At 64.5% G+C, this 25631-nt stretch carries 37 protein-coding genes and 1 tRNA gene; 32 read left to right on the top strand and 6 right to left on the bottom strand.

What is annotated here, in order from left to right:
- Positions 1-81 precede the first annotated feature (81 nt).
- Positions 82-156 (top strand) — tRNA-Val (locus P5P27_RS12360).
- An 11-nt stretch (positions 157-167) separates the two neighbouring features.
- Here P5P27_RS12360 and P5P27_RS12355 read toward each other — a convergent pair.
- From P5P27_RS12355 to P5P27_RS12335, 5 genes are all read right to left on the bottom strand, one after another.
- Positions 168-1439: a tyrosine-type recombinase/integrase gene (locus P5P27_RS12355; protein WP_278124181.1), complete on the bottom strand. Its 1272-nt coding sequence runs from the start codon at positions 1437-1439 to the stop codon at positions 168-170.
- Positions 1440-1444: 5 nt separating this feature from the next.
- Positions 1445-1648 carry a DUF3263 domain-containing protein gene (locus P5P27_RS12350; protein ID WP_278124179.1) on the bottom strand — a complete coding sequence of 68 codons (204 nt, stop codon included), beginning with the start codon at positions 1646-1648 and terminating at the stop codon, positions 1445-1447.
- Positions 1645-2043, bottom strand: coding sequence for a M78 family metallopeptidase domain-containing protein (locus tag P5P27_RS12345; RefSeq protein WP_278124177.1), 399 nt, complete (start codon positions 2041-2043; stop codon positions 1645-1647). The genes P5P27_RS12350 and P5P27_RS12345 overlap by 4 nt, the downstream gene beginning before the upstream one ends.
- A 206-nt stretch (positions 2044-2249) precedes the next feature.
- A complete protein-coding gene (locus tag P5P27_RS12340; protein ID WP_278124175.1) occupies positions 2250-3026 on the bottom strand; it encodes a DUF3800 domain-containing protein in 777 nt (258 codons plus the stop codon).
- Positions 3023-3628, bottom strand: a complete 606-nt coding sequence (locus tag P5P27_RS12335) for a helix-turn-helix domain-containing protein (RefSeq protein ID WP_278124173.1) — start codon at positions 3626-3628, stop codon at positions 3023-3025. The genes P5P27_RS12340 and P5P27_RS12335 overlap by 4 nt, the downstream gene beginning before the upstream one ends.
- A 182-nt stretch (positions 3629-3810) precedes the next feature.
- Between P5P27_RS12335 and P5P27_RS12330 the strand changes: the two genes are divergently transcribed.
- From P5P27_RS12330 to P5P27_RS20810, 21 genes are all read left to right on the top strand, one after another.
- Entirely contained in the window at positions 3811-4107 is a 297-nt protein-coding gene (locus P5P27_RS12330) for a helix-turn-helix domain-containing protein (protein ID WP_278124171.1), read from the top strand.
- Positions 4108-4163: 56 nt separating this feature from the next.
- Positions 4164-4952: a phage antirepressor N-terminal domain-containing protein gene (locus P5P27_RS12325; protein ID WP_278124169.1), complete on the top strand. Its 789-nt coding sequence runs from the start codon at positions 4164-4166 to the stop codon at positions 4950-4952.
- The gene (locus tag P5P27_RS12320) at positions 4949-5233 is read left to right on the top strand and encodes a hypothetical protein (RefSeq protein WP_278124167.1); all 285 of its coding nucleotides are present in this window, start codon (positions 4949-4951) and stop codon (positions 5231-5233) included. The genes P5P27_RS12325 and P5P27_RS12320 overlap by 4 nt, the downstream gene beginning before the upstream one ends.
- Positions 5230-5529, top strand: a complete 300-nt coding sequence (locus tag P5P27_RS12315) for a hypothetical protein (protein ID WP_278124165.1) — start codon at positions 5230-5232, stop codon at positions 5527-5529. Before P5P27_RS12320 ends, P5P27_RS12315 begins: the two co-directional genes overlap by 4 nt.
- Complete coding sequence (locus P5P27_RS12310) at positions 5526-5762, top strand: hypothetical protein (protein WP_278124163.1); 237 nt, start codon at positions 5526-5528, stop codon at positions 5760-5762. Before P5P27_RS12315 ends, P5P27_RS12310 begins: the two co-directional genes overlap by 4 nt.
- Positions 5759-5953: a DNA-binding protein gene (locus tag P5P27_RS12305; RefSeq protein ID WP_278124162.1), complete on the top strand. Its 195-nt coding sequence runs from the start codon at positions 5759-5761 to the stop codon at positions 5951-5953. The genes P5P27_RS12310 and P5P27_RS12305 overlap by 4 nt, the downstream gene beginning before the upstream one ends.
- Positions 5954-6021: 68 nt before the next feature.
- Entirely contained in the window at positions 6022-6168 is a 147-nt protein-coding gene (locus P5P27_RS12300) for a hypothetical protein (protein ID WP_157225319.1), read from the top strand.
- Between the two features lie 184 nt (positions 6169-6352).
- Positions 6353-7150, top strand: a complete 798-nt coding sequence (locus P5P27_RS12295; RefSeq protein WP_278124159.1) for a PD-(D/E)XK nuclease-like domain-containing protein — start codon at positions 6353-6355, stop codon at positions 7148-7150.
- 11 nt (positions 7151-7161) lie between these two features.
- Positions 7162-7974 carry a recombinase RecT gene (locus P5P27_RS12290; RefSeq protein WP_278124158.1) on the top strand — a complete coding sequence of 271 codons (813 nt, stop codon included), beginning with the start codon at positions 7162-7164 and terminating at the stop codon, positions 7972-7974.
- Positions 7971-8372, top strand: coding sequence for a WhiB family transcriptional regulator (locus P5P27_RS20815; RefSeq protein ID WP_423201237.1), 402 nt, complete (start codon positions 7971-7973; stop codon positions 8370-8372). The genes P5P27_RS12290 and P5P27_RS20815 overlap by 4 nt, the downstream gene beginning before the upstream one ends.
- Positions 8369-8863, top strand: coding sequence for a hypothetical protein (locus P5P27_RS12285; RefSeq protein WP_278124156.1), 495 nt, complete (start codon positions 8369-8371; stop codon positions 8861-8863). The genes P5P27_RS20815 and P5P27_RS12285 overlap by 4 nt, the downstream gene beginning before the upstream one ends.
- The gene (locus P5P27_RS12280) at positions 8860-9195 is read left to right on the top strand and encodes a hypothetical protein (RefSeq protein ID WP_278124155.1); all 336 of its coding nucleotides are present in this window, start codon (positions 8860-8862) and stop codon (positions 9193-9195) included. Before P5P27_RS12285 ends, P5P27_RS12280 begins: the two co-directional genes overlap by 4 nt.
- The gene (locus tag P5P27_RS12275) at positions 9192-9407 is read left to right on the top strand and encodes a hypothetical protein (RefSeq protein ID WP_278124153.1); all 216 of its coding nucleotides are present in this window, start codon (positions 9192-9194) and stop codon (positions 9405-9407) included. Before P5P27_RS12280 ends, P5P27_RS12275 begins: the two co-directional genes overlap by 4 nt.
- On the top strand, positions 9404-9730 hold the full coding sequence (locus P5P27_RS12270; RefSeq protein ID WP_156479485.1) for a hypothetical protein: 327 nt from the start codon (positions 9404-9406) through the stop codon (positions 9728-9730). The genes P5P27_RS12275 and P5P27_RS12270 overlap by 4 nt, the downstream gene beginning before the upstream one ends.
- A 41-nt stretch (positions 9731-9771) precedes the next feature.
- Positions 9772-10215, top strand: a complete 444-nt coding sequence (locus P5P27_RS12265) for a hypothetical protein (protein WP_278124150.1) — start codon at positions 9772-9774, stop codon at positions 10213-10215.
- Complete coding sequence (locus P5P27_RS12260; protein ID WP_278124148.1) at positions 10212-11558, top strand: helicase-related protein; 1347 nt, start codon at positions 10212-10214, stop codon at positions 11556-11558. Before P5P27_RS12265 ends, P5P27_RS12260 begins: the two co-directional genes overlap by 4 nt.
- The gene (locus tag P5P27_RS12255; protein WP_278124146.1) at positions 11555-12526 is read left to right on the top strand and encodes a DNA-methyltransferase; all 972 of its coding nucleotides are present in this window, start codon (positions 11555-11557) and stop codon (positions 12524-12526) included. Before P5P27_RS12260 ends, P5P27_RS12255 begins: the two co-directional genes overlap by 4 nt.
- A complete protein-coding gene (locus P5P27_RS12250; RefSeq protein ID WP_278124144.1) occupies positions 12523-13749 on the top strand; it encodes a DNA cytosine methyltransferase in 1227 nt (408 codons plus the stop codon). The genes P5P27_RS12255 and P5P27_RS12250 overlap by 4 nt, the downstream gene beginning before the upstream one ends.
- Positions 13742-14806 carry a hypothetical protein gene (locus P5P27_RS12245; protein WP_278124143.1) on the top strand — a complete coding sequence of 355 codons (1065 nt, stop codon included), beginning with the start codon at positions 13742-13744 and terminating at the stop codon, positions 14804-14806. The genes P5P27_RS12250 and P5P27_RS12245 overlap by 8 nt, the downstream gene beginning before the upstream one ends.
- Positions 14803-15258: a RusA family crossover junction endodeoxyribonuclease gene (locus P5P27_RS12240; protein ID WP_278124141.1), complete on the top strand. Its 456-nt coding sequence runs from the start codon at positions 14803-14805 to the stop codon at positions 15256-15258. The genes P5P27_RS12245 and P5P27_RS12240 overlap by 4 nt, the downstream gene beginning before the upstream one ends.
- A complete protein-coding gene (locus tag P5P27_RS20810; RefSeq protein ID WP_423201236.1) occupies positions 15251-15964 on the top strand; it encodes an HNH endonuclease signature motif containing protein in 714 nt (237 codons plus the stop codon). The genes P5P27_RS12240 and P5P27_RS20810 overlap by 8 nt, the downstream gene beginning before the upstream one ends.
- Positions 15965-16000: 36 nt before the next feature.
- On the opposite strand, the gene P5P27_RS12235 is transcribed toward P5P27_RS20810, so the two are convergent.
- Positions 16001-17223, bottom strand: a protein-coding gene (locus P5P27_RS12235) for an IS3 family transposase (RefSeq protein ID WP_085950748.1) whose coding sequence is annotated in 2 segments (ribosomal slippage) — positions 16001-16917 and positions 16917-17223 — 1224 coding nt in all. Because the reading frame shifts where the segments join, the coding sequence is not laid out codon by codon here.
- A 555-nt stretch (positions 17224-17778) separates the two neighbouring features.
- Between P5P27_RS12235 and P5P27_RS12230 the strand changes: the two genes are divergently transcribed.
- The 10 genes from P5P27_RS12230 (at position 17779) to P5P27_RS12185 (ending at position 25593) form a co-directional block, all read left to right on the top strand.
- On the top strand, positions 17779-17961 hold the full coding sequence (locus P5P27_RS12230) for a hypothetical protein (protein WP_278124137.1): 183 nt from the start codon (positions 17779-17781) through the stop codon (positions 17959-17961).
- Positions 17958-18584 (top strand): DUF7341 domain-containing protein, encoded by a 627-nt coding sequence (locus P5P27_RS12225; RefSeq protein WP_278124136.1) that lies wholly within the window; start codon positions 17958-17960, stop codon positions 18582-18584. Before P5P27_RS12230 ends, P5P27_RS12225 begins: the two co-directional genes overlap by 4 nt.
- Before the next feature lie 377 nt (positions 18585-18961).
- Positions 18962-19105, top strand: coding sequence for a hypothetical protein (locus tag P5P27_RS12220; protein ID WP_278124134.1), 144 nt, complete (start codon positions 18962-18964; stop codon positions 19103-19105).
- A 44-nt stretch (positions 19106-19149) separates the two neighbouring features.
- On the top strand, positions 19150-19644 hold the full coding sequence (locus tag P5P27_RS12215) for a helix-turn-helix domain-containing protein (RefSeq protein WP_222111638.1): 495 nt from the start codon (positions 19150-19152) through the stop codon (positions 19642-19644).
- A complete protein-coding gene (locus P5P27_RS12210; RefSeq protein WP_222111639.1) occupies positions 19637-20893 on the top strand; it encodes a PBSX family phage terminase large subunit in 1257 nt (418 codons plus the stop codon). Before P5P27_RS12215 ends, P5P27_RS12210 begins: the two co-directional genes overlap by 8 nt.
- Positions 20890-22473, top strand: a complete 1584-nt coding sequence (locus P5P27_RS12205; protein ID WP_278124130.1) for a phage portal protein — start codon at positions 20890-20892, stop codon at positions 22471-22473. Before P5P27_RS12210 ends, P5P27_RS12205 begins: the two co-directional genes overlap by 4 nt.
- A 9-nt stretch (positions 22474-22482) precedes the next feature.
- On the top strand, positions 22483-23574 hold the full coding sequence (locus tag P5P27_RS12200; RefSeq protein WP_278124129.1) for a phage minor capsid protein: 1092 nt from the start codon (positions 22483-22485) through the stop codon (positions 23572-23574).
- A gap of 304 nt (positions 23575-23878) precedes the next feature.
- On the top strand, positions 23879-24382 hold the full coding sequence (locus tag P5P27_RS12195; protein WP_278124127.1) for a hypothetical protein: 504 nt from the start codon (positions 23879-23881) through the stop codon (positions 24380-24382).
- A gap of 51 nt (positions 24383-24433) precedes the next feature.
- The gene (locus tag P5P27_RS12190; RefSeq protein WP_278124125.1) at positions 24434-25414 is read left to right on the top strand and encodes a major capsid protein; all 981 of its coding nucleotides are present in this window, start codon (positions 24434-24436) and stop codon (positions 25412-25414) included.
- Positions 25414-25593 (top strand): hypothetical protein, encoded by a 180-nt coding sequence (locus tag P5P27_RS12185; protein ID WP_222111644.1) that lies wholly within the window; start codon positions 25414-25416, stop codon positions 25591-25593. Before P5P27_RS12190 ends, P5P27_RS12185 begins: the two co-directional genes overlap by 1 nt.
- Positions 25594-25631: the final 38 nt, after the last annotated feature.

The raw sequence follows: 25631 nt of genomic DNA, 5'->3' as shown, positions 1-25631 counted from the left end.
GTAGCGGTCGCGCGTATCCCGGTTTGGGTCCGACGCCGCCGAGCCGATATCTTGGTGTGGGCCGCAGCACGTCTCGGCCGGGCGCGTATAGCTCAGCGGTAGAGCTCTGGTCTTACACACCAGCGGTCAGGGGTTCGAATCCCTTTGCGCGCACCACCAATCGCAGATCAGGCCCCCTTCCGGGAATCCGGGAGGGGGCCTTTCTTCGTCTCACCCACCTGAAACCCACCCGAAACAGGTCGCACCGGAGCCAACTGATTCAGCGCATGCCGCATATCGGCAGCGACCTTCGCCCGCTGCACATAGTGCCGGCGCGTGATCTCCGGAGACGAGTGACCGAGCTGCCCAGCAGCCGCATCCATACCCTCAACGCCCTCGATGATCGTCGCGACCGTCTTCCGGAACACGTGCGGTGTCACCCAGTCGAACAGATCCTCGGGACCGTCAGGTTCCCCGTTCTCGTCGTAGACGATGGTCGACCGCGCAGCACGCAACTGCCGCCGGATGTTCGACGTACGCCGAGGCCCACCGGTGCGCGACGGGAACAGTAGGCCAAGCTCGTCAGTTGGGAGGTTCCGGGCGATCTGGCGCTTCACCGCGGCGACCATGAAGTCTGGCATCGGCAGCCACTGCATTGCTCCGTCACTCTTCGCCTGCGGCACGAAGACCCCACGCTTGTCGACCTTCCCGGTGATGCGGATCATCGCCGGGGTATCTCCGTCAGCCCACTGGATCGCCGACTTCTGAAACGCTAGGACCTCAGATATGCGGCCACCGGACCCGACGAGACAGTCGGCGAGGTCGGGGAAGTCGAGGCCACGTGGAGGGCCACCGCGAGCATTGCCGCCAGACCACGTCGCGATCCGCACTCGCAACTGCTGCAGCTCGGCGATTGTGAGGGCTCGCGGCGGCTTTGGGTCCGCGGTGCGGCGCGTCGTATCGGCCACCGGATTGTGCGTGATGGCGTCGTGCTGGGCAGCGAGCTTCATCATCCCCGACAGCACGACCCTAGCGAGGCGCGCATAGTTCGGGGATTCGACAGCCCGGATGAAAGCGTCAAGGCGTCCGACTGTGGCTTCGCCGACTCGGACGGCGCCGACCGCAGGAACTATCACGGTATCGATGATCTCGTTGTAGTTGTCGATCGTCCCTTGGGCGAGTTTGCCTTCGGCTTCGCGTTTGGTGATCCAGAGGGCAGCGAGGTCAGTGAGGGTGGTGTCGCGGGTGATGTCGCTGATGTCGTCTGTTGGTTTGGCGCGGTCGCGGAGTGCTTCCTTCAGGGCGCGTTCGGCGGCGGCACCGGTCTTCCCGAACCGTTCGACGGGTCGGGTGCGGCCGTCCCAGTCGCGGTACTTGGCGCGGGCCCGCCATCGTCCGGGTGAGACTTCGGTGCGGGTGATGGTGCCCCATGTGCCGAGGGGGAGTGGTGGGCGTGCCATGTGGGCTATCTCCTGGTGATGCGGCGGAGCCGGTTTGTGAGTGTTGGGTTGTGGGCGAGTGCTTCGGGGTTGTCGAGGAGTCTCCCGATTCGTTGCCAGTAGCGGGTGACGCTGAGGCCGAGTTCGGTGCGGACGGCGTCGGCGTGGGCGCCGCGGTCTCGGTAGGTGCGTGCCGCGAAGTCGAGCAGGCGTCGGTCGTCGTCGATCATGCGATCCTCCACTCGTCGACGTCGAGCTGGTCGCGCTCGGCGTCGGTCAGGTAGTGCATGCGCAGCGCGAGCGTGTACTCGTCGACCCACAGTGCGACGGCGGGGTCGGGTTCGCATTGGACGGCCGCGATCTCCTCGATGGGGAGCAGTCGCCGCGCGGCCTCGATGTGCACGAGGCGTTCTTGCTTCTGGAGGTGCCAGCGGGAGCATGCGATGCCGTCGTCGCCTCGCTCGCAGTGCACGATTTCGTGGGCGAGGACGACGCGGCGTTCGCGTTGGGAGAGGCCGGCGCGGATCTGGATGAGTCCGGCGGCGTAGGTGCCTCGGGGTCTGAGGCCGGGGACGAACTCGATGGTGATTCCGAGGTCTCGCGCGTGTCGCCATGGGTGGTACATACCGGGCACCCAATCACGAGCCTCTGACAGAAACTGATCCTGACCAGGAACTACACCGATGTCATTCGATGTGTGATATTGGCCAAATGTGCACAGGAATGTCAGGAGCGTGGGTTAGGGTCAGGGTGACGGATCGGCTAGAGCCTGCCAGGGTAAGCCCGCGGTGCTGCTATCGCACTCCTTAAGTGGATCGGCCCCTGGAGGCCCTAGGCGATCCGTCTCGCCTTCTTAGGGCACTCGCCGCACGGGAACCAGTCAGACTCAGTTGCCAGGCTGTAGTCCGGCATCGCGAATAGTCCCAGCGGGATGGCGCACCCGTTCGGGCCTTTCCGGATCGCTGGCCACGCCATCTTCAGGTACATCGACTCAGTCATGCCGAAGCTTCCCTGCGGCCAGATCGCCGCAGACAAGAATCCGCCATACAGATCCGCAGCTTGACTCTCGGCATACCGATCGGCAGACACCCACCTCAGCGACTCTTGCATATGGTCGGGCACCTTCGGGTCGGCCTGCGATTCTTTCTCGATGTACGCCTTTCCTGGCCCGTGATCGAAGCCCTTCACATGGCCGAAGCGGAAGTGAACGCGGGCGTCCGCGCCGTACTCATACTTCGCCGTCCAGATGGCCGCCTTGTAGGTGCGGTAGGCGACCCAGTTGTAGAACCGCTTGCCGTCGTCGCGGTAGCTGCCCTCGCGCAACTCGTCCTTGTGCGCCCAGACGTAGCAGACGTGCACTCCATTCAGCTTGCTCAACAGTTGAGCTGCATACTTCCGTCGGTCATGGTTCTTGACGTAGCGCTTCCATGACAGGACCTCGCCGTCTGGGACCTTGAACGCCACTCTGAGCTTCTGCACGACTGCCTGGAGAAGCTTCGCGCCGTCCTCGTCGACGATCACTGCGGCCATCCCGAAGATGGGACTAGCGGACCCTGATGTCCCTCGGTCGCCGGTCTCGTCGACGTAGACGTAGACGTCCCTGCTCACTCATCACCGTCCTGCGGCTCCTCGCCCTGCTGGTCCTGTAGTCGCCGTTCACGCTCGGCCTCACCTTCGTCCTCTGGCCCGCGGTCGTCGGATGCGTGCGGCAGCTCGACGATGGGGTCTGCGGTGAAGTCGCGCCCGCGTCGAGTCCTGCGGCTTGAATCATCCGGCTTCAAGTCCATGACGTTGTTCTTCTTGCCTTGGTGCGTTTCGCGCGGTGTTCCCGAGGCCGGCGGACGATCAGCGTCAGAGGCAGGTTTGGTGTCAGCGTCATGGTCGGCTCCTCGCGTTTCGACGATGCTCTTGATGAGCGCGTCGAGGGCGGTGCGCTGACTCCTGCTGAGCAAGTCGGCCTCGGCGGGCGGCTTGTAGGGCAGGCGTTCCCCGGCGGGGAGTCCGGCTGCTGTCCGGAGTTCGGATAGCGGCACGTCCAGCACATCAGCGAGTGCGGTCAGTACCGGCAGTGATGGTGTCCCGTGCTTCCCGTTGAAGTAGGGGATCACCGTGCTTTCGCCGGTTCCGTTGACCTTGTTCGCGGCCCGCCCGATCTCGCGTACGGAACGGTCTCCGCGTGCTTCGTTCAGGCGGTCGGATAGTGCACTCACCTCGGAAGACTCCCATGTCGGCCTGGTCGATTGACAGTCCAACTGTAACCGTCGCAGTTACGAACTACGAACGTGTAGTTCCAGTTCATGCAGCGTCTGGTTCGAGAAAGCGCTTGCGCCCGTCACCGTCGATGGTTACAGTGATTGGCGAACGGCCAATCAACAATCACCGAGGAGGTGAAATGAGCAAGCGATCCCGACCGCGACTCACGGTCCAGCTCATCAGCCACGAACTGTTGGACGAGTACATGCGGTACCGCAACGTGTCGAATGTGAAGCTCGCTGCGAAGGTCGGCGTCGACACTTCAACCATCGCGCACCTGCGACGCGGCGCCCGGAAGAACTGCGACATCGAAGTGGCCCCGAAGATCGCGGACGAGCTGGGCGTGCCTCAGTGCGTTCTTTTCGTGGAGAAAGTGATTGCCGACTGGACAGGCAGCAATCGAAACGGGCCTGCGATCACCCGAAAGTCGGCATAAGAAACGGCCCGCACCTGCGGACACAGGTACGGGCCAAGCACAAGAAGGAGATTCAAATGCACACTCAGGATACCGCAGTCGAGGTCCGGGTTCCCGGATCGTCACTGCCGCTCTACACCGACGGCAAGAAGTTCGTCGCAATGAAGCCCATCGTCGAACACTTCGGCCTCGACTGGTCGAGCCAGCTCGCGAAGCTCAAAGGTAAGTCGTGGACCTGCATGGCGAATTTCACCATGCAGCTTCCGGGCGACACTCAGCGCCGCGAAGTCGTCGGCATCGATCGCCGGACGTTGACGATGTGGCTCGCCACCCTCGACGAGAACCGCGTCCGCGCCGACAAGCGCGCCGAACTCCGGGCCTACCAGTCCGAAGCCGCCGACGCCCTCGACGCCTACTTCCACAAGGGCGCGACGATCAACCCGCGCGCCACCGAGCATCAGATCAACGCCGCGATATTCCAGGCCCGAGCGCAGATGGAACTGTGCCAGGCCGCGCAGGGACTCATCCACCCCGATCACCTCGAAGCGAAGGCCCGCGTCATCCTCGCGCGCGGCATGGGCGAGAACGCCGAACTGGATGAGGACAGACGACCGCTCTACTCCAAGGACTTTCTGAAGGAGAAGAACCTCGGCGAGAAGCGCATGAAGTCGATCGCCGGCGTGTTCGGGAAGCGTTGCAAGGCCGCATACATCGAACGCCACGGCGTCGAGCCGGGGAAGTACCCGCTCACCTTGTCGAACGGTCAGACGCGCGACGTCCTCGCGTACACGGAAGCCGACCGCGATCTGCTCGAGCAGGTCTGGACCGACTACTACGCCGACCCGCAGTTGGAGGTCCAGGCATGACCTTCCCGACCTTCGACACCGACCACCCGGACCGGGGCGTTGACGGCGACGCCACCCGTCACGTCCAGCACGAGATCGCTATCCCGATGCGCATCGACGAGACCGACTCGTTCGTCCGCGTTCCGCTCCGGTCCGTGTATGTCGACGACGGTCTGACCGGATGGAAGTTCGAGATCGGCCCGTACTCGGTCGAGGGCGCGGCCGCCCGAACGCTCGCCAACTCTCTCGCCCACTTCGGAGCACTCTCCGGCCACTTCCGACCCGCAGGAGGTCACGAATGAGCATCGACACCCTGGCCGCGGCGATCGTCGACGCTGCGATCGCCGCAGACGGAAAGCAGCCCATCGTCCGACTCGGACGGGTGTACGACCGGTGGATCGCCGAAGCGTCCAACCTCGCTCACGACGTCTACGCCGAGTCCGGATACGCCCTCGACCGCATCTTCTGCTCGCACGTGGAGAACTCCAATCGCGAGTGGGCGTATGTCCAGGTCCGCGGCTCCGAGGGCGAGTCTTCTGAGGCTGTCCTCGAAGCTCTGCTCGAGTTCGTGCGCACGGAAACCCCGGTGCCGGCATGAGCGCCCCGACGTACGACACGCGTTGCTTCGACGCCGCATCCGGGCGGGAACTGTACACCGAAGCCGGATTCGGTCCGCACGGCCGAGTCGTTCGCCTCATAGAGACGGCACCGGACGGGCAGACGCTCATCACCGCGCAGATGACTGCACCCGATGCGCGGAAGATCGCCGAGCAGCTCCTGCACTACGCGCACGTCATCACCGATGCCACGACACAGGGGGAGCGGCGATGACTCCGGAAGAACTAGACGAGCTGGGCGTCGCCACAGACATCGTAACCGCGGCCCGCGCATTCGGCATCAGCAAGACGCTCGCCTACGAAGCCGCAAAGAACGGAACGTTCCCGTGCCGCGTCATCCGCATCGGCGGCCGCTACAGCGTCCCGACCGCCGGACTCCGCGAAGCCCTCGGCCTGACCGCCTAAGCACTTCCGGTCCCTGCCCTGAGAGGGGATGGGGCAGGGACCGGACCTCACCGAAAGGAGTACACCTGATGCTCACTAACAGCATGATCTTGATCCTCCTCGGCCTGACTGTTTTGGTGTGCGGGGTTGTTGCGGGTCGTCTCGAAGCCGAGGATGTCGATCCGTCTCGTATGCCGCCGCAGTTGCGGTGGGTTATCCGCTGGATCAACCGATGAGCCGCCGTCTGCCGTGCCGGTGCGCTGCCGGCCCCCACAGCTTGGGGCGTCATGAGTCGTTTTGTCCGCGCGTGCAGGGCCGCTCCTGGTGCGAGGACTGCGGCCGCGAGTACTGCATCTGCCGCCCCATCACCATCCACCACCATCCCGGCCCCGATCCGTGGGCTGTCACGAAGGAATCCGCATGACCACCACATTCGAGCGTTCAGGTCTGATCCACGACCTCGACGAGAACTCCTACCACGGAGACCTGACGACCCTGTCGTCCACCGGTGCGCGCACCCTCGCGACCCGCACGCCGGCCGAGTTCCGGCACGAGCAGCTCAACGGCCGCCCCGACAAGAAGGAGTTCGACTTCGGGCACCTCGTCCACAAGATGATCCTCAGTAAGGGCGCCGATATCCGGGTGATCGAGGCTGATGATTGGCGGACGAAGGCAGCCCGCGAGAAGCGTGATGCTGCCCGCGAGGCCGGTGAGGTCCCGGTGCTGGAGAAGGAGTGGCGGCGCGCCGAAAGGGTCGTCGAGTCCTTCCGCTTGCATGAGACTGCTGCCGGACTGATCTCGGGCGGTGCGCCGGAGGTGTCCCTGTATTGGGCGGATTCGTGGTCTGGTGTCCGCTGCCGCGGCCGTGTCGACTACCTCCGCCCCGATGTGGCGGTCGATGTGAAGACGACGCAGGACGCCGATCCGCGCAAGTTCGCGAAGTCGGTCGCCGAGTACGGCTACCACGCTCAGGCGGCTTGGTACATGGATGGCCTCACTGAGTGTGGTGTCACGGTGACGGATTTCGTGTTCGTTGTGGTGTCGGTCGTCGCCCCGCACCTGGTGTCTGTGTGCCGTCTGTCGGATGCCGCCATCGATCGTGGCCGGGAGTTGAACCGGTTGGCGTTGGAGCGGTTCGCGGTGTGCGAGCTGACTGGCGAGTGGCCCGGTCACGGGAACGAGATTCACACCATCGACTTGCCCTCATGGGCCGCATGAAAGGGACTGTGATGTCCACCGAAATCGTTCAGAGCAGCGGCGGCGAAAGCCTCCACTCCAAGATGGAGTACGCGAAGGCGCTCGCGCAGGCGGGGCTGTTGCCGCAGGCGTACAAGCAGCAACCCGCCAACGTCCTCGCCGCCATCGAATACGGCGAAGCGCTCGGCATCAAACCGATCGTCGCCATCAACGAGATCAACGTGATCTCGGGTACGCCGTCACCGTCCGCGTCGCTGATGGCGTCCCTCGCCCGCGCCGCCGGCCACCGTGTCCGCGCCTGGAATGAGGACGACGGAACGGCTGTGTGCGAGATCGTCCGAGCTGACGACCCCGACTTCACGCACCGTTCACGGTGGGATGAGACGAAGGCCCGGCAGGCGAAGCTGTGGGGCCGCGGTCATTGGGAGAAGGACCCGGCGACGATGCTCCGCTGGCGTGCCATCTCGGAGTGTGTGCGGCTGGCATGCCCTGAGGTGATGGGCGGTCTGAAGTACACGCCGGAGGAAGTGTTGGAGATGCAGCAGGATCGGCCGGCGCCGACGCCGGTGGTGTCTGAGCAGGTTCCTCGGGTGCCTCCGATCCCGGCTGATCTGGCCGACAAGATCGCCGCCTCCGATGATGTGGGGTGGTTGACGAGGACTGCGGACTATCTCGCGAAGCGGTGGGGCGAGCATGACCCGGAGAAGGTTGCTGACCTGCAGGCATTGTGTGCCGCCAGGGTGGATGCTCTGGCGTCGAACGCGCCGGAACCGTCGCTGGAGGAGGCGCAGGCGACGCTCGAGGACGTCCTGGACGCCGAGACTGTCGAGGAGGCTGCATCATGATCGCCGCGTGCCGCGAACATGACCCAGAACTGTGGTTTTCGACTGACTACGCGGAGCAGCAGCAGGCACGTGACATCTGTGTGTCGTGCCCGATGGTGCAGGCGTGCGCACAGAAGGCGTTGGAGCGTCCGGACACGGTCGGCGTGTGGGCGTCGGTCCCACTGTCGGGGTACGGATCGAAACGCCGATCACAGGTGCAACGCCTATACCACATCGCGAAGGGTGGCCGACCGGAGATCCCTCCGGTGACCAGGATGCGTCTGAATGCGACCGCTGCCCGGCATTTGCGGGATCAGGGGATGAGGGTCTCGGAGATCGCTGAACGCCTCCAAATCTCACTGTCGACTGCGACCCGCTATCTCGGCATGAACACCTCTACGGAAGGACTTTCCGCATGACCACCACCGAAGACCTGTACCAGCAGGCGATTGACATTGCCCGCATTCGAATCGTGAGCATTGACAGCGTCGAATCCGCTATTCGCGCTGTCGTTGACCTCGTCCTCGCCGCACGCCCCGAACTGAACCCGACGGCGACAGACGCAGACGCGAGCAATCCCGAGCACCTGCGGTTCGTCAACCGGGTGCTGCGCCGATGCTCCCCGAATCACCTCGCAGTGGATCGCATCTACATCGACCGGATCATCGGCGCGACCGCACATGCCGCCGATCGCCTCGAAGCCGAGCACCGGGCCGCGCAGGAGAAGGCTGCTGCGGAGGCTGAGCGGGAGAAGCTGATCGAACAGGCGGCGCGGCTCACGGTGCGGGGCGTGGGCAAGCGGTGGGAGTCCATCACGGAAAGTTGGCGTCGCGACGCTCGCGGGATTGCGGTGGTGCTCGTGGACGCTGGTTGGCGACCCGCCCTGGAGTCGGACGGCGGTGCGGCATGATCACGCTCGAACAGCACCTAGCCGCGCACGCATCCGTCAATCCCGGCGAGGAGGACGCCCACCTCATCCTCTGCCATTGCGGCACCTGGTTCGACGACGAGGGTGATCATCGCGCACACGTCGCCGCGACGTGGCGTGAGGCTCAGAAGCAAGTGATCGATCGCGCCAAGTCCATGATCGGCACGATCGACTACGCGAGGTCTGTCCGCGTGTCTCCGGCGTACCCCGACGACACCTACCGGCGGATGGTCGCAGACCTTCTGGCCGCGCTGACGACACCTCACTCACCCGCGCACACTAACGCGCACCACCGACAGGAACCCCTCGCATGAGCCGTATCTCTGGGTGTGCGACCGGTCTCACGATCGCCGGCGCACCACAGATATCCCAAACCGAGCAGGACGTCGAAATCGACCGCACCGACAACTGGGTGTACATCGAAATCCCGGTACCTCACCTCGGAGTCGTCGAATCCCTGTCGGTCGCCATCCCGATCGGCCAGATCCGCGCATGGGCAGACCAGCACCTCGGCGGCACATCGTGACCAGGAAGCCATCGAAGACACGCGAACTCCGGGCATGGCTACGCGGCATCGGCGCTACGCACGTCGTCGTCGAAGGCCACACCGAACGCCGGCGCACCGTAACAGTCACCACCGCGTGCACTCTCGCCCGCGCATGCCAACCCGACGAAATCCGCATCATCCACTCGCGAAACCCCGCAATGGATACGGCCGTCGTCTGGAAGCACGACGACGGTGTCCGCCTCACCATCCACACCCCGACGATCGCCACCATCACCGACCACGACCGCGATGGGCGACCCGTCTACACCCACCAACCCGCACTGGAAGGACGACCCGCGTGACCAGACGTGAGTTCACCCCTGACGAGCACCGCACCATCACCATGCTGATCGCCGACGAATGCCCACCCGGCGAAATCGCCGCCACCATCGGCGTCCCGGCCGCCTGGATCACCCGCCACTACCCCGAAGCGAAAGGCACGAAAGCTCAACTCAAGGAGTGGCAGTCGTTGACGGCGATGGTCACCGAAACCGAACGCAAGTACTTCAACAAGCGCACCGGTCTGCCGGAGTTGCAGCGTGGCCGCGACTACGAACTCGAGCAGCAGCGGCGAGCGAAAGCCGAGAGGGATCGCCAGGCTCGACTGAACCGCATGAAGCCGCGCCACGAGTGGAGTGCCGCTGACCTTGCCACCGCCGAACGCATGCTGCGTGATGGTGCCTCCTACAACCGGGTCGCCGAGCGTATCGGTGTCGCACGCCGCACCATCCAGAAGCGGTTCCCCGGCTACGGACACCACGCCAAACGAAAGGCGGAAGCAGCATGAGACCACAAGACTTGCTGGCGGCCGGCCGCATGGGCCGCGAAACGATGGACGACTACAACGATTTCATCAACGCTAAGACGGCAGTCTCCACACGTGGCGGACCTGACGTCACACCGAATCGCGTGAACTCGAAACTGCATCCATGGCAGCGTGACCTAGTCGCATGGGCAACACGCACCCAGCGCGCCGCAATCTGGGCCGACACCGGGCTCGGAAAGACATTCATGATGATCGAATGGGCGAGACTGTCCGGCCCCACATCGCTCATCGTGGCGCCGCTCGCGGTGTGCGCCCAGACCGTACGGGAAGCCGCCAAGCTCGGCATCACCGCGGAGTACGTCCGCGACGGATCGGACATCACCAGCCCCGGAATCTGGGTCACCAACTACGAGCGAGTCGAGTCAATCAACCCAGATCTGATCGACGCCGTAGCACTCGATGAATCATCGATCCTGAAGCAGTCCACCGGCAAGACCCGCACCATGCTCATCGAGCACTTCTCCGACGTACCAGCCCGTCTCGCATGCTCGGCTACACCGGCACCGAATGACCCTGAAGAACTCACCAACCAGGCCGAGTTCCTCGGTCGCATGGCCCGCAACCACATGCTGGCCGCGTACTTCGTCCACGATCAGATCAACGCTGGCGGATACCGACTCAAGGGGCATGCACTGCGCCCGATGATCGACTGGATGTCGACCTGGGCTGTCGCGATCCGCCGACCGTCCGACATCGGCGGCAGTGATGACGGATACGACCTCCCAGGGCTCGAGATCATGCCTCACTACGTCGAGGCGGAGATCGAATCCGAAGGGCAACTGTTCGCGACAGAACTCGGGGGAGTGTCTGGGAGAGCGCAAGTGCGCCGGCAGACTCTCGCCGCCCGCGTCGCCGAGACTGCACGCCTCGTTGCCGCAGAACCCGATGAGCCATGGGTGCTGTGGGTCGGCATGAACGACGAGGCCGATGCTCTCGCCGCCGCAATCCACGGATCGGTCAATGTCCACGGATCACTCGACCCGGACGAGAAAGCCCGACTGCTACTCGGATTTGCGGACGGCGACTTCCGCGTCCTGATCACGAAACCGTCGATCGCGTCGATGGGCATGAACTGGCAACACTGCGCCCGCATGGCGTTCGTCGGCCTCGGCGACTCCTACGAGCAGTACTACCAGGCGATCCGCCGCTGCTACCGCTACGGACAGACCCGGATAGTCCACGCCCACATCGTGCTGTCGGACCTCGAATCGCAGATCGCCGACAACGTCGCACGCAAGGAACGGCAGGCGTCCGTCATCACCGCCGCACTCATCGAACACGCACGAAAGGACCACGCCGCATGACCGAGAACACCGCCCCCTACGTCACCGACGAAGCACACGGCGACAACTGGTCGATGCTGCTCGGCGACTCCTGCGAACGCCTCGCCGAACTCCCCGACGACTCGATCGACCTGTCAGTGTGCTCACCCCCGTTCGACTCGCTATACACGTACTCGCCATCGGTCCGGGACCTCGGCAACAGCAGCTCGCGCGTCGAGTTCCTCGACCACTACCGGTTCATCGTCGAGCACCAGCTGCGCGTCACCAAGCCGGGCCGCAACGCGTGCATCCACGTGCAGCAGGTCGCGACGAAGAAGGCCGTCGACGGATACATCGGGCTCACCGACTTCCGCGGCGACGTCATCCGCCTGTTCCAGTCCGTCGGCTGGGTGTTCTTCGGCGAGGTCACGATCTGGAAGGACCCGCAGGCGCAGTCGATCCGCACCAAGTCACAGCAGCTCGCATTCGCGTCGAAGAACCGCGACAGCATGCGCATCAGACCCGCACTCGCCGACTACCTGCTGATCTTCAAGAAGCCCGGCGACAACACTGTCCCCGTCCCTCACGACACCACCTCCGGTGAGGTCACCAACGATGACTGGATCGAGTGGGCGTCCCCGATCTGGTCCGATATCCACGCTGGCGGATGGCTCACCGAGGACGGCCACATCTGCCCGGTGTGGTACGGCATCCGCGAGTCCGACACCCTCAACGCACGCGCCGGCCGCGATCAGGCCGACGAACGCCACATCGCGCCACTGCAGCTCGGGTTCATCGACCGATGCGTCCGACTGTGGTCGAATCCCGGCGAGCTGGTCCTCACGCCGTTCGGAGGGATCGGGTCGGAGCTGTACCAGTCGGTGAAACGTGGCCGCCGCGCGATCGGAATCGAACTCAAACCGTCGTACTGGCGTGCCGCGGTCGATAACCTGACCGCGCTCGAAGCCGAGATGTCCACGCCAACACTGTTCGATGACGGTGCAGCATGAGCATCGACAAGACGGCGATGCGCAAGGCCGGCGACAGTCCGCGAATCGGATCACTCTTCAGCGGCTACGGCGGACTGGATCTTGCGACAGCGGAACTGTTCGGCGCCACCGTCGCATGGCACGTCGAGTACGACACGGCACCATCGAAGATCCTCGCCCACCACTGGCCCGACGTACCGAACTACGGCGATGTCACCACCGTTGACTGGTCCAGCGTGGAACCGGTCGACATCATCACCGGCGGCTCACCCTGCCAGGACTTGTCAGCGGCCGGCAAGCGCGCAGGAATGACCGAAGGTACCCGCTCGAACCTGTGGGTGAACATGCGTCACGCCATCGACCAACTCCGCCCCAGCTATGTGCTGTGGGAGAACGTTTTAGGAGCTCTCAGTGCACCAGCCGATTCAGCGAGCGACATGGTCCCCGACGCGGGACCGCTGGGAAACCCTGGAGACGGACATCTTCGGGCACTCGGTCGCGTACTCGGAGACCTTGCCGAAATCGGGTATGACGCAAGGTGGACGACTGTACGAGCTTCCGACGTTGGCGCCCCCCACCATCGGGCGCGCGTGTTCCTCCTCGCCACGCCTTCCGACACCGACGGTCGCAGACTCGGAGAAGGCGCGGAACAACCCGGCGCAAGCGCGGCGGAAATCGCCGCCGTTGTCGGCGATCACGGTCCACTTTCCAGAGGTGGACGAACCGACGATGTTCTAGACCTGCTTCCGACCCCGACTGTCGGCAACGCCAACGGAACGAACAAGCGTCGAGGTGGGGCGAGGTCCGAAGAACTACTCCTCCCCGGTGTCGCCGTCGCCGCAGCTGAGGGTGAATACCTGCCGACACCCAGGGCGCGACAGCGCGGAGACTGCCCCTCCGAACGTGCCCGAAAGTCACCTGACCTTGGTTCGGTGCAATATCACTTCACTCCTGAACGCTGGGGAAAGTACGCACCAGCCATTCATCGATGGGAGCAGATAACCCGACCGGCGCCACCGCCGACCGGGCTGAACACCAACGGAACTCCAGAACTGTCAGCACGCTTTGCCGAGTGGATGATGGGCCCGCCGGGCGGGTGGATCACAGACCCGGCGATCTGGACCGGATACACGGCACCGGCGGCTCGCGAGGCGCAACTAAGAGCCATCGGGAACGGCGTCTGCCCCCAGCAGGCGTACGCCGCCGGCGTTCAGCTACTCGCAATGGAGGTCGCCGATGCCTAGAGAGTTTGCGAAGGCGTGGTTCTCGATGTTCACCGACGACGACTTCGCCTGTCAGGACTCGGGGGACAAGTGGCTGTACATGGTGCTGCTCGGGCAGCCGGCGTTGAACTACGCCGGTGTTCAGCCGATGAATATGCGTCGCTGGCAGAGGGCTATGCGTGATGTGAGCGGGACTGTGCCGTCTGAGGCTGAGATGCATGTGCGCCTGAACCGTATGGAGCGTCGTCGGTACGTGTTCGTCGACCCGGATACGGGGGAGACGTTGGTTCGGACGTTCATGCGGTCGGATGGTGTGGCGCGGCAGCCGAATGTGCTGAAGTCTGCTCTGCGGGCGTTGGCTCACGTGGAGTCTCCGAAGCTGGCTTCGGTGCTTGCGTCTGAGCTTGATCAGTTGGTGATGCCGGAAGTGAAGTCGGACAAGGTCGCGGACGATATTGCTGCGTTGAATGGTGCGGCTCGAACCCATCTCGAAGGGTTAGCGGAAGGGTTTGCCGAACCCTTCCCGGAACCCTTCCCGGAAGGGTTACCCGAACCCTTAGCGGAAGGGTTCCAGCGACCTGGGGAAACGGAACCCTTCCCGGAACCCTTCCCGGAAGGGTTAGAGGAAGGGTCGGTTGTGGTTCAGGTTGGGGTTGTAAGTACTGACCCAGCGTTGAAAGTTGGGGAGTACGCGTGCGCGCGCGACGACGATCCCACGAAGACACCCAGCATCCCCGGATCGGCAACGAACCCTGACCATGAGCCGCCATCCCGGTGCACCGAGCATCGCGACCTGCCGGCGGACGTGCGAGTGCCACCATGCGGACCGTGCGCGAACTTCCGGAAGGCGCACGAGCGGTGGACTGAACGGCAGTCGAGAAGAGCGGCAGAACTCCGGAGAGCGGAACTCGATGCCGTCGCAGCTGCCCGCAAAGCCGAGATCGACGCGTGCGACCTGTGCGACGACACCGGGTACCGAAATCGCCGGGTGTGCGATCACGACCCGGATTCCGATGAGCGCAACGCTCGCGGTGCCGCCGAAGTCAGATCCGTCCTCGCCGAGAAAGGCATCGCATGACTGACCGTCACGTCTTCGTCGAAGGACGACCGGCACCCCAGGGATCGAAGCGGCACATCGGGAACGGCCGAATGCTCGAGTCCTCGAAAGCGGTCGGACCATGGCGAACCGAAATCGCCTCAGAAGCCCGCAGGAGAGGCGGAATGCTCCCTCCGGGACCAGTAGGCGCAAACCTCGATTTCGTCATGCCACGGCCTAAACAGACGGCAAAGCGACGCCCCACACCGCCAGCCGTGAAGCGTCCAGACCTCGACAAGCTCACCAGAGCCGTATTCGACGCCATCACTGGCATCTGGATCACCGACGACTCCCACATCGTCACCCTCCACGCCACCAAACGCATCGCCGAACCAGACGAACCGTCCGGCGTCTCGATCACCCTCACCGCCCTCACCCGACCACGCATCGAGGTTGCCCCAACCGCCGACTGTTGGAGCAAAAACAATGCTTGAACTGCTAGAATGCAAGAACGGCCCCAACCGAAGTGCGCCAACACTTCAGCCGGGACCTAACCTCACCTGCTATCTCAGGAGGGCTGCCATGAAGGCTACCCGTGTCTGCTCCGTCGCCAACTGCTCAACCCCCGTCAGTCGATCCAGGAAGTGCGACAAGCACTACCGCAAGGAATTGGCCGCACGATCGCCAGAGTGCTCCATCAAGGGATGTACACGAAATTCCGAGCGCCGAGGCATGTGCGATCCGCACTACCGAAAAGCGTTGCGCGGCTCCCTCGAACGTCCGTCGGATTTGCCGATTCCTACCGACTCCGGCGAGGTCTGGAAGAAGCTGCCATCCGATGATGCATATTCGGTTTCATCGCACGGTCGAGTGTGGGGGCATCCGCGTCTGATTCGGGGAGAGCATCCAGTTGATGAATCCTGGACTTACCCCAAGATGCTGAAACTCGGAGTCGATCCGCTCGGCTACCGGAGGGCAGGCATCCGCGGAACAGTAGTGAGGGTGCATGTGCTGGTGGCGGAAACGTTCCTTGGGCCTCGTGGAGAGGGGGAAGTTGTCTGCCATGAGGATGGCGACCCTGCGAACAACAGTATCGGGAATCTCTACTACGGCACTCAGTCTGAGAACAATTACGACTCAATCCGGCACGGAACCAACGTCAATTCTCGCAAGACCCATTGCCCGGCAGGTCACGAGTAGGGCCTTGACCCCGGAAACTGGACACGGGGTTTGTGATTACGCGGCTTTCTGCAGGCTATCGGATGTGTGAGCGTTTTCGTAGTCGGCAGGGCTGAGATAGTTGCAGTACGAGTGCCGGCGTCGGGTGTTGTAGCGGGTGATCCACCGGAACACCGCGAGCCTTGCCGCCCGGGGCGATTCCCAGCGGGCTGCGCCTTGCAGCGTTTCGCGTTTGAGTGTCGCATTGAACGACTCGGCCAGGGCATTGTCCGCGCTCGTGCCCACCGCTCCCATCGATTGCGCAACACCCAACTTCGCGCAGATCATCGCGAAACCCTTTGAGGTGTATTGACTTCCGCGATCGGCGTGGAACACTGCACCGGCAAGACCGCCGCGGGTCAGTGCTGCGGCACCTAAGGCATCTTCGACGAGTTCGGTACGCATGTGCTCGGCGATCGACCAGCCCACCAGGCGGCGGGAGAAGCAGTCGATCACCGTGGCCAAATACAAGAACTCATTGTCCCCGCATGGCAGATACGTGATGTCACCGACGTATCGGGTATTCGGTGCGATCGCGGTGAAATCACGGTTGAGCAGGTCCGGCGACGGAGTGTCGGCTGGTTCGGCGATGGTGGTGCGGTGTTTTCGGCGCAGTCGCAGGCCCTCGATGTTGTTGGCGCGCATGATCCGTGCGATCCGTTTGTGATTGATCCGCTGGTCGGCGGGTTGTCCGTGATTGATCTCGGCGGTGATCCGGGGCCGCCCGTAGGTGTTGTCCACCGTGTGGACGGCGCGGATCTTGTCGGCGAGTTCAGCGTCGGCTGCGGCCCGGGCGGCTCGTTTCTCGGCGGCGTTGATCCATGCGTAGTACGACGAGCGGGCGATATCGATGACCTGGCACAACCGCTTCACCGGGTAGGTGTCGGAGTGGTCTGCGACGAACTGGAAGCGGTTCACCAGTTCGTCTCTCCGGCGAAATATTTTGCCGCCGACCGCAGGATGTCTCGTTCGGTTTCGAGCTTGGTTTTCTCCGCGCGTAGGTGTGCGACCTCGGCGCGGAGCCTGGCGGCTTCCTGCTCGGGTGTCTCGCCGGTGCCGGGCCCCGGAGCGGTGGCGGCGGGTCTGCGGATCGGGATACCCGCATTTCTCAGCCATGTGGTCAGGGAGCCGTGGGATACGCCGAGATCGGCGGCGATCCCGGCTACGGTCGCGCCGCCGGTGTCGCGGTACAGCTCGACTGCGTCGCGGCGGAACTCTTCGGAGTAATTTTTCTTTGCCATCGGGTTAGATCTTCTCGCTTTCCCTGGTCCGAGACCAGGATCAAGCGTGTCCAACCCGCGGGGTCAAGGCCCGTACTCCCCGGGGAACACGGCGTACGGCAAACGTGGCGACGGGCGGAAGTTTCGAATCTGCATTGAGTGCAGGCGACGTCGGGGGAGGACCCGTGGATAACTTCTGGTGTTTTGTTTGCCATCGAGACGACCCGCCGCCACGACCGCACGGCTGTGGACCCGAATGCCACACCACCGACGCCGACCACGAGTTGGCCGACACCATCGCACGCGAAGGAGACCACGCATGACCGGAACCGACTCAGGGCGGTGGTCACATTTCGCCGACACCCTCGCGCCAGGCCCGATCGGAATCGGCGGGTTCTGGCTCGGATACGCAGTCGCATCCGATTGGCCCGCCACAACGACCGCTGTCGTAGCAGCTGTAGCCTTCACGTTCTGCCAGTTCGGCTACTGGCTCAACCAGCGGCGCATCGATACCGCCCGCAGTGTCGCAATCCACCACTTCTACGTGCACCCGAGAACAGAACGGGAGGACCACGCATGACCGCCAAGCTCACGGCACGTTCGTCTCGGGTTCGCGCGCGTGTGGCATCCCGCATCCACTACCACTGGACCTGCCTGTGCGGCACCACCCTCACCGGCCACGGCGATCACACCGAGTTCGTACAGCGAGTACTGGACCACACCGACCACTGCATCGAGAGCGACCAGGAGGACGCATGACCGACACCACCGAGCACGACCTGCCCGGCACCCGCCAAGCCTTCCGAGACGCCATCCACGCGTTGATCGGACGCACCCGCACGTTGATAGAACGCGACAACGGAGCCACCGAACCCGCATGGGGTGATCCGCTGTACACGCAGTTACGCGAGTACATCGCCGGAGCCCAAGGCACAGGCAACGGCTCACACGCCCGCTCCATGCCACCAGTCGTCCTCGACGCCGTCGACCTCTGCGACCAGATCGACCGCACCGTCCGAGACTGGGTATCACCCATCAACGTCACAGGGACCGTAGGAAGACTGGCATGGCTCGAAGAAACGCAGTTCAGACCGCAGGACGTACCGGCACTGAAAGCACGCACCGCGGACCTCACCTGGTGGGCCGCACGGGCCCGCGAACTCCTCGACCCACCACGACGCTGGACACTCCCGAACCCCTGCCCAGCATGCGGAACCGCCAAGGTGTACAGGCCAGACAGTGCAGGGGAGACCGTCAGACAACCCGCTCTGCAGATCGGCCGGCACGGATGCGAATGCCAGCACTGCCGCACCTTCTGGCCGCCGGAGCGGTTCGGCATCCTCGCCGGAGCCATCGGCGCGACACCAATCTCCAACGGGTGAATGACATCGATGTGATTCATCCGGTAGAGTGAGCGGCACGGCACAGTTGTCTCCACAGGACGACGGTGCCGTTTCGCGTTCCCGGACCCGGTCGCCCCGCCGATCCTCTGCTTTGGTGGGCCGCGGACCGAAACTACCGGGAACCTAGCCGCCACACGGCGGCCACCCCGACGCGCGACGGGCTGCTCGGCGTCGGGGGTCAAACGTCCCCGCCCGTGTTAGTCCCGCCACGTCATGCGAGTGACCGGGACGCAAGCCACGCCCACGACCCGACCTTTCACGGCGAGGCGCGAGCTGCACAACAGGGGAACAGCCCGCGACTCGACACCACACAAGGTGACGTTCGCGGGCACCCAACTTCCAAACGGGAGGCAGCAATGACCGGCCTCCACGCCTGGCTCACCCAGCAGATCACCGACGCCATCCGACCCATCACCGACGCCATCACCCGCGACACACTCGCCAGGCTGCGCATCGACATCACCATCCGACTCAGCATCGACGAGGACACACAGACCTGACGCCGCACGGCAGACGGTCGCCACCCGCACGGGAGGAAACCGCCATGCCACCAACCCAACCCTGGACAGACACCGAAGACGACCAACTCCGCAACCTGCACGCAGACGGCCTCAGCCTCACCGAAACCGCCAAACGCATGCACCGGTCCAAGTCCACCGTTAACCGAGCCGCCCGACGCCTCGGCCTCCACTGGGACCGCACCAAAACCGCCGCCGCGACCGCCGCCGTCATCGCCGACGGACGCACCCGCCGCGCCGCCCTCGAACAACGCTTCCTCGACGAAGCCGAAAAGTCCCTCGACCGCATGTGGACCGGCCACGAAATCGGGGCATTCGGCGGCATGGACGGCGAATACAAGCACGCCTACGTAGACGAACCCTCACCCGCCGACCGCAAAGCGATCATGCAAACCGCAGCATCCGCCAGCATGGCCGCCGCGAAACTCGCCGAACAGAACGCCGGCACCGAAGTCGACGCAGCCAAGGGCGCCCTGACCCGACTCAAGGTCGCATTGGAAACCGCGATCAACGATGACTGACTGGGGCTTCACCCCCAAGCAGCGCAACTCCATCGCCACCGCCACAGCAGACGCCAGCCTCCAGCAGATCAACCTGTGGCACGGCGCCATCCGCTCCGGGAAAACCATCGGCAGCTTGGTCCGGTTCCTGATGCAGATCGCCGAAGCCCCCACCTCGGGCGAGATCGTCCTCATCGGCCGCACCCGCGACACCCTGCACCGCAACGTCATCGCACCCATGCAAGACCCCGCCCTGTTCGGGGAATGGGCGCAGCACGTCCACTACAACCGCGGCGCACCCACAGCGACGATCCTCGGCCGCATGGTGCACGTCATCGGCTCATCGGATGCGCGCGCCGAGAACGTCATCCGCGGCTTAACGGTGTGCATCGCGTACGTCGACGAGGTGTCGCTCGCGTCAGAGGAGTTCTTCAACCAGCTGATGGGCCGCTGCTCGATCCCCGGGGCCTGGATCGGTGCCACCACCAACCCCGACGGGCCCGCGCACTGGCTGAAAACGCAGTGGATCGACCGAGCCGATGAGCGTGGGCACCGCGTGTTCCACTTCAGCCTCCGTGACAACGAGGCATATCTGCCCGACGGCCTCATCGCCGCCTACGAAGCCCAGTACACGGGCCTGTGGCGCAAACGCATGATCGACGGCGAATGGTCCCTGGCAGAGGGAGCGATCTACGGCATGTTCGACGACGACCTCCACATCGTCACCGACCTGCCCGACATGCAACGCATCCTCGCCCTCGGCGTCGACCACGGCGTCACAAACCCGACCGCCGGCATCCTCATCGGAGTCGGCGTCGACAACCGCCTGTACGCGATCGCCGAGTGGGCGCCAGGACCCGGCACCGATGCTGAACGATCCGCGTCCATGACACGATTCATGGCCGACCACGGCGCGCCGGACATGATTTTCGTCGATCCTGCCGCCGCAGGATTCCGAGGGCAGTTGATCGCTGACAAGGTGCCGTCAATCTACAAGGCCAGCAATTCCGTGCTGGACGGGATCGGCACCGTGTCATCGCTCCTTTCCTCGGGGCGACTGCTGATCCACGAGTCGTGCACCAACCTTCTGCGCGAACTCCCCGGCTACGTGTGGGACCCGAAAGCATCCGAGAAGGGCGAAGACGCCCCGATCAAACTCAACGACCACTGGTGCGATGCCCTGCGGTACGCGCTCCACTCGTCACGGATGGCGTGGCGACCATACCTGCCTGACCTACACACCACGATCCCGGAGGAGGTGGCCGCGTGAGCCTACCCGCCAACGACGCCCCATGGCCGCCGAAGCCCCACGATCTCGTTCTCGCCGCCTGCGCGGAACGACAGGTGTGGTGGGAAGGTGACCCTGAGAAGCTCGCCGGATTCTACGGCGGGAAGATGGGCGACGCGGCGGCGTTGGGCCGCGTACGGCGCACCTACCGGGCAGCGAAGGCCGCATGGTGGGGGAAGCAGCCGTCCGGGCAGGCGCAGCCGAAGAAGCTGCACGTGCCGGTCGCCGCCGACGTATGCCGAGTCGCCGCCAGTACGCTGTTCTCGTCACCGGTCATGTTCTCCGATCCGGGGGAGAACAAGAAGCTGACGGACCGCATCGACACCATCCTCAACACCCCCGAAACCTATTCGCGGATGCTCGTCGCTGCCGAGTCCGCCGCGGCCCTGTCCGGCGTGTACGGCAGGGTCGTGTGGGACGACCAAGTCGACGAACATACCTGGATCGACTGGGTCGACGCGGACCGGGCGATACCCGAGTTCCGGTGGGGGAAGCTCGCCGCCGTCACCTTCTGGACCGAACTGCAGTCCGACGACGACCGCACCGTGTGGCGGCACCTCGAACGCTACGACAAGGGCGTCATCGAGCACGGCCTGTACGTCGGGACTAAGGATCAGCTGGGGCGTCGTGTGGACCTCGCCTCCCACACTGCAACCCAGCACCTCACCGACACGGTCGCGCTCGGTATTCACGAGCTAGCTGCCCGATACATGCCGCACCACCGCCCCAACCCGCAATGGCGCAGCGAACCAGCGTTGAAGGACCTCGGGCGACCCGACCTGTCCACTGACGTCATCCACCTCATGGATGCCATCGACGAAACCTGGTCGTCGTGGATGAACGACCTCGCGATCGGGCGGGGCCGCATGTTCGTGTCCGAGAACATGCTCAACCAGCTCGGACCCGGGCGCGGCACTCAGTTCGAGATGGACCGCTCGGTGTTCTCACCGGTCGGGAACCCAGTCAACAACGACGGCGGCATGGGGTCCCTGTTGCAGGCGCAGCAGTTCGAGATCCGCATCGAGCAGCACGAAGCCACCTTCGACAGCCTGTTCCGCCGCATCATCTCTCGCACCGGATACTCGCCGTTGACGTTCGGGCTGCAGGACGAGGTCGCCGTCACCGCGACCGAGGTCGACGCTAAGGAGCGGGACACGAACGCTACCCGGTCCGCGCGCATCCGATTGTGGTCCGGACTCGCTGAGCTTGCCACCATTCAGCTCGCCTTGGATGCGGTCATCTTTCACACTGGTGCGATGCCGACTGAGACGATCACTGTCGAGTGGCCGGCGATGCATCAGCAGTCGGAGCGGCAGTTGGCGGAGACGGTGCAGTTGTGGGAGGGGGCGCGTGCGGCGTCGACGCAGACGAAGGTCGCGATGCTGCACCCGGAGTGGGATGAGCAGCGCGTCGACGACGAGGTCGCGGCGATCCTGGGGGAGCAGAACGCGCAGTTGCCGATCTCGATCACCGGACCAGACGAAACCACTCAGCCTGACGACGGACCTCTGGCGGACGATCCTGAGCCCGAGCCGGACAAGACCGACGAGCAGAAGAAGTAGGATGCTCGCATGACGCTGGCGTTCCTGCCGGACGACCATACCGTCCTCGCCCGCAAACTCGTCGAACTCTACGACGTCGCCGAAGCAGCACTACTCGAGTTGCTCGCCCATCGCGTACAGCAAGGTATCGAATCCCCGCAGTGGGCCGAACGCCAACTGCTTGAGGTGCAGCGGACCCGGCGTGAAGCGCAGAAACTCCTCGCGCAGCTCGAACGGAAGACAGAACCAGCCGTACAGACCGCGGTCGAGGGTGCCGCGAACCGTGGCCGCGCCACCGCGATCGCCCAAGTCGGCAAAGCAGCGACGCCGATCCCGTCAGCGCAGATCGGGAACCTCATCGACCCGTACAAGCTGACCGCACTCGCCGCCGACCTCACCGGCGTCACGACCCGCACGAACATGCAAATCCTCCGGTCGGTGGATGACATTCACCGCCGGATCATCGCCGACGTCACCGCCAAGGAGTTGGCCGGCGTCGGCACTCGGCAGCAGCTCGCGGACGAAGCGCTCCGCGAGTACGCGCGCCGCGGAATCACCGGCTTCATCGACCGCGCGGGCCGCCGGTGGGAGATGAGTAGCTACGTCGAGATGGCGTCACGGGCTGCGGCGATGAACGCCAGCATCGAAGGCCACGTGCAACAACTAGCATCCCAAGGGCACGATCTCGTAATCGTGTCGGACGTGCCGCAAGAGTGCGCCCAGTGTCGCCGATACGAGGGCCGCGTCCTGTCAATATGGGGGTCAGTCGCCGGATCGGTCACCGAGGACGGGAAGACGATCGCGGGGAGCCTGCAGCAGGCACGCGACAACGGCCTGTTCCATCCTGGCTGCCGCCACAGCATCGCCCTGTACGTGCCTGGTGTGACGCGATCGTTCGGTGAGACCGCGGACCCGCAAGGGGATCGCGATCGTCAGAAGCTGCGGGCGTTGGAGCGGCGGGTGCGGGCGGCGAAGCGTGAGGAGTTGGCGGCGATCACGCCGGAGGGGAAGCGGGTCGCACGCGCGAAGGTGAAGGCCGCGCAGAAGGACATCGCCAAGCATGTTGCGACCAGCACCGCGAAACGTCAGCGCAACCGAGAATCCATCACCGCCGCACGCTAGTGGTTCCGGCGGTACTCCTGATGCGCCTCACATGAAGCATTGAAGCAGGTAGGCCCCTCAGTGCGGTCGATGTACACCTCGCCTCCGAACGCTCGCTCGATCATCCGCTTCTCTCGAAGCGGTCGGCCGCAGGTCATGCAGTTACCGCCAGTGCGTCGCTCGTAGTTCTCTGCCATGGCGACACCGTAGAACTTCCCGCCCCACTAGGGCGAGGATCGGGCATCAAGCCCACACCATTTTTCATCCATCCGACCCGCACACCGCACGGTGGCGGGTCCAGTCCCGCATGGGCAGGAGAAACAACATGGCTGACGAAGCCACCGCAGACACCGCCGACGAGCTGCAGACCGGCGTCGATCCTGCACAGGATCAGACGACCGCCCAGCAGCCGGAGCAGGTCGATTGGGAAGCGAAGTACAAGGAGACCCTGGCGCACTCGCGTAAGCACGAGCAGCGCGCCAAAGAGAACGCCGCCGCAGCCAAGGAACTCGCCGACCGCAAGGCTGCCGAGATGACCGAGGTTGAGAAGGCGCAGGCCGCGCAGAAGGAGATCGCCGACCGCGCCGAGGCCGCCGAACGTCGCGCGGCACTCCTTCAGGCCGCCGTCGACCACGGACTCTCGAAGGATGACCTCGACCTCCTCGACGGCATCCCCGCCGACCAGATCGACGAACGCGCCAAGAAGCTCGCAGCCCGCATCACTGCCGCTGCACCCGCTGGTGCGTCCGGCACCGAGCATGGCGGCGGCAAGGGACCGACCAAGCCAAACACCCTCACCGGTGCGCTGTCCGCGCACCTGTCCAAGTAATCCCAGAACGTCCTCGCGTCCGCGAGGCGCACCCAACCCTAGGAGACCCCTATGGCACCCGTGACTCTCGCGGAAGCGAAGCGCAACACCCAGGAAGACTACGATCCGTTCGTCATCGACGAGTTCCGCAAGGTCTCGGCGCTGCTCGACGGCATGATCTTCGACGACGCCGTCAACCCCGCCGGCGGCGGAGCCACCCTCACCTACGGGTACCGGCGACTCGTCGACCAGGCATCGAGCGCGTTCCGCGAACTCAACAAGGAGTACACGGACCAGGCGGTCACCACCGTTCAGAAGTCGGTCAACCTGGCCGTCCTCGGTGGATCGTTCTCGATCGACCGCGTCATCGCCAAGCTCGGACCGGCCGCATCCGGCCAGATCGCACTGCACATCCAGCAGCTCGCCAAGGCTACCTCGGCGAAGTTCCAGGACGCCCTCATCAACGGCGACACCGCCACCGACGCCAACGGCTTCGACGGCCTCGACAAGGCGCTGACCGGCTCGGCGACCGAGATCACCTCGACCGCCGACTGGACCGACTTCGACACCGACCCGCGAGCCGAGCACAAGGCTCTCGACGTCATCGACGAGTTCCTGATGGCGCTCGACGGTGCGCCGACATTCCTCGTCGCCAACAAGCGTGCCCTCGCCCGCGTCCGCGCCGCAGTCCGCCGAAGCGGCCAGTACGTCAAGGACCCCGTCGAGGGCCTGATCGGCTCCGGCGGTCGCCCGATCGAGCGTGAAACCTACGGAGGCATCACCCTCATCGACGCCGGCGAGAAGGCCGGCACCTCCGATCCGGTGATCCCGATCGATTCGACGACCGGCACCACCGACATCTACGCGATCCGCGTCGGCCTCGACGGGTTCCACGCCGTCACGACCATGGGGTCGCAGGTCATTCAGACGTGGCTGCCGGACTTCTCGAACGCGGGCGCTGTGAAGCGTGGCGAGGTCGAGATGGGCCCCGTCGGCTGCGCACTGAAGGCGACCAAGGCCGCCGCAGTGCTGCGAGGAGTCAAGGTCTCCTGATGTTCACTGTCACCGCTCCCGTGAAGGGGTACAGCGGGGAATCGGTGTGCGGTGTCGTCTTCACCGACGGAACCGCCATCACCGACAACCCCGCAGCCCTGGCGTACTTTCGTCGCCGCGGCTACGACATCAGCGACGGAAAGCCAGCCCGCAAGCCGCGGGCGAAGTCGGATTCGTAGTCCCCTCCGATCGTCAGCCGGGCTGTGTGGCCCTCCCG

This window comes from Gordonia sihwensis (assembly GCF_029632925.1).
Taxonomy (GTDB): Bacteria; Actinomycetota; Actinomycetes; order Mycobacteriales; family Mycobacteriaceae; genus Gordonia; species Gordonia sihwensis.
The sequence above is the reverse complement of the archived record's forward strand: the minus strand, read 5'-3'. Positions and strand labels throughout refer to the sequence as shown.

Bases quoted from the DNA above. Each gene is read 5' to 3' on its own strand.
- P5P27_RS12355 (WP_278124181.1), bottom strand. From the start codon at position 1,439: ATGGCACGCCCACCACTCCCCCTCGGCACATGGGGCACCATCACCCGC.
- P5P27_RS12350 (WP_278124179.1), bottom strand. From the start codon at position 1,648: ATGATCGACGACGACCGACGCCTGCTCGACTTCGCGGCACGCACCTAC.
- P5P27_RS12345 (WP_278124177.1), bottom strand. From the start codon at position 2,043: ATGTACCACCCATGGCGACACGCGCGAGACCTCGGAATCACCATCGAG.
- P5P27_RS12330 (WP_278124171.1), top strand. From the start codon at position 3,811: ATGAGCAAGCGATCCCGACCGCGACTCACGGTCCAGCTCATCAGCCAC.
- P5P27_RS12325 (WP_278124169.1), top strand. From the start codon at position 4,164: ATGCACACTCAGGATACCGCAGTCGAGGTCCGGGTTCCCGGATCGTCA.
- P5P27_RS12320 (WP_278124167.1), top strand. From the start codon at position 4,949: ATGACCTTCCCGACCTTCGACACCGACCACCCGGACCGGGGCGTTGAC.
- P5P27_RS12315 (WP_278124165.1), top strand. From the start codon at position 5,230: ATGAGCATCGACACCCTGGCCGCGGCGATCGTCGACGCTGCGATCGCC.
- P5P27_RS12310 (WP_278124163.1), top strand. From the start codon at position 5,526: ATGAGCGCCCCGACGTACGACACGCGTTGCTTCGACGCCGCATCCGGG.
- P5P27_RS12305 (WP_278124162.1), top strand. From the start codon at position 5,759: ATGACTCCGGAAGAACTAGACGAGCTGGGCGTCGCCACAGACATCGTA.
- P5P27_RS12300 (WP_157225319.1), top strand. From the start codon at position 6,022: ATGCTCACTAACAGCATGATCTTGATCCTCCTCGGCCTGACTGTTTTG.
- P5P27_RS12295 (WP_278124159.1), top strand. From the start codon at position 6,353: ATGACCACCACATTCGAGCGTTCAGGTCTGATCCACGACCTCGACGAG.
- P5P27_RS12290 (WP_278124158.1), top strand. From the start codon at position 7,162: ATGTCCACCGAAATCGTTCAGAGCAGCGGCGGCGAAAGCCTCCACTCC.
- P5P27_RS20815 (WP_423201237.1), top strand. From the start codon at position 7,971: ATGATCGCCGCGTGCCGCGAACATGACCCAGAACTGTGGTTTTCGACT.
- P5P27_RS12285 (WP_278124156.1), top strand. From the start codon at position 8,369: ATGACCACCACCGAAGACCTGTACCAGCAGGCGATTGACATTGCCCGC.
- P5P27_RS12280 (WP_278124155.1), top strand. From the start codon at position 8,860: ATGATCACGCTCGAACAGCACCTAGCCGCGCACGCATCCGTCAATCCC.
- P5P27_RS12275 (WP_278124153.1), top strand. From the start codon at position 9,192: ATGAGCCGTATCTCTGGGTGTGCGACCGGTCTCACGATCGCCGGCGCA.
- P5P27_RS12265 (WP_278124150.1), top strand. From the start codon at position 9,772: ATGCTGATCGCCGACGAATGCCCACCCGGCGAAATCGCCGCCACCATC.
- P5P27_RS12260 (WP_278124148.1), top strand. From the start codon at position 10,212: ATGAGACCACAAGACTTGCTGGCGGCCGGCCGCATGGGCCGCGAAACG.
- P5P27_RS12255 (WP_278124146.1), top strand. From the start codon at position 11,555: ATGACCGAGAACACCGCCCCCTACGTCACCGACGAAGCACACGGCGAC.
- P5P27_RS12250 (WP_278124144.1), top strand. From the start codon at position 12,523: ATGAGCATCGACAAGACGGCGATGCGCAAGGCCGGCGACAGTCCGCGA.
- P5P27_RS12245 (WP_278124143.1), top strand. From the start codon at position 13,742: ATGCCTAGAGAGTTTGCGAAGGCGTGGTTCTCGATGTTCACCGACGAC.
- P5P27_RS12240 (WP_278124141.1), top strand. From the start codon at position 14,803: ATGACTGACCGTCACGTCTTCGTCGAAGGACGACCGGCACCCCAGGGA.
- P5P27_RS20810 (WP_423201236.1), top strand. From the start codon at position 15,251: ATGCTTGAACTGCTAGAATGCAAGAACGGCCCCAACCGAAGTGCGCCA.
- P5P27_RS12230 (WP_278124137.1), top strand. From the start codon at position 17,779: ATGACCGCCAAGCTCACGGCACGTTCGTCTCGGGTTCGCGCGCGTGTG.
- P5P27_RS12225 (WP_278124136.1), top strand. From the start codon at position 17,958: ATGACCGACACCACCGAGCACGACCTGCCCGGCACCCGCCAAGCCTTC.
- P5P27_RS12220 (WP_278124134.1), top strand. From the start codon at position 18,962: ATGACCGGCCTCCACGCCTGGCTCACCCAGCAGATCACCGACGCCATC.
- P5P27_RS12215 (WP_222111638.1), top strand. From the start codon at position 19,150: ATGCCACCAACCCAACCCTGGACAGACACCGAAGACGACCAACTCCGC.
- P5P27_RS12210 (WP_222111639.1), top strand. From the start codon at position 19,637: ATGACTGACTGGGGCTTCACCCCCAAGCAGCGCAACTCCATCGCCACC.
- P5P27_RS12200 (WP_278124129.1), top strand. From the start codon at position 22,483: ATGACGCTGGCGTTCCTGCCGGACGACCATACCGTCCTCGCCCGCAAA.
- P5P27_RS12195 (WP_278124127.1), top strand. From the start codon at position 23,879: ATGGCTGACGAAGCCACCGCAGACACCGCCGACGAGCTGCAGACCGGC.
- P5P27_RS12190 (WP_278124125.1), top strand. From the start codon at position 24,434: ATGGCACCCGTGACTCTCGCGGAAGCGAAGCGCAACACCCAGGAAGAC.
- P5P27_RS12185 (WP_222111644.1), top strand. From the start codon at position 25,414: ATGTTCACTGTCACCGCTCCCGTGAAGGGGTACAGCGGGGAATCGGTG.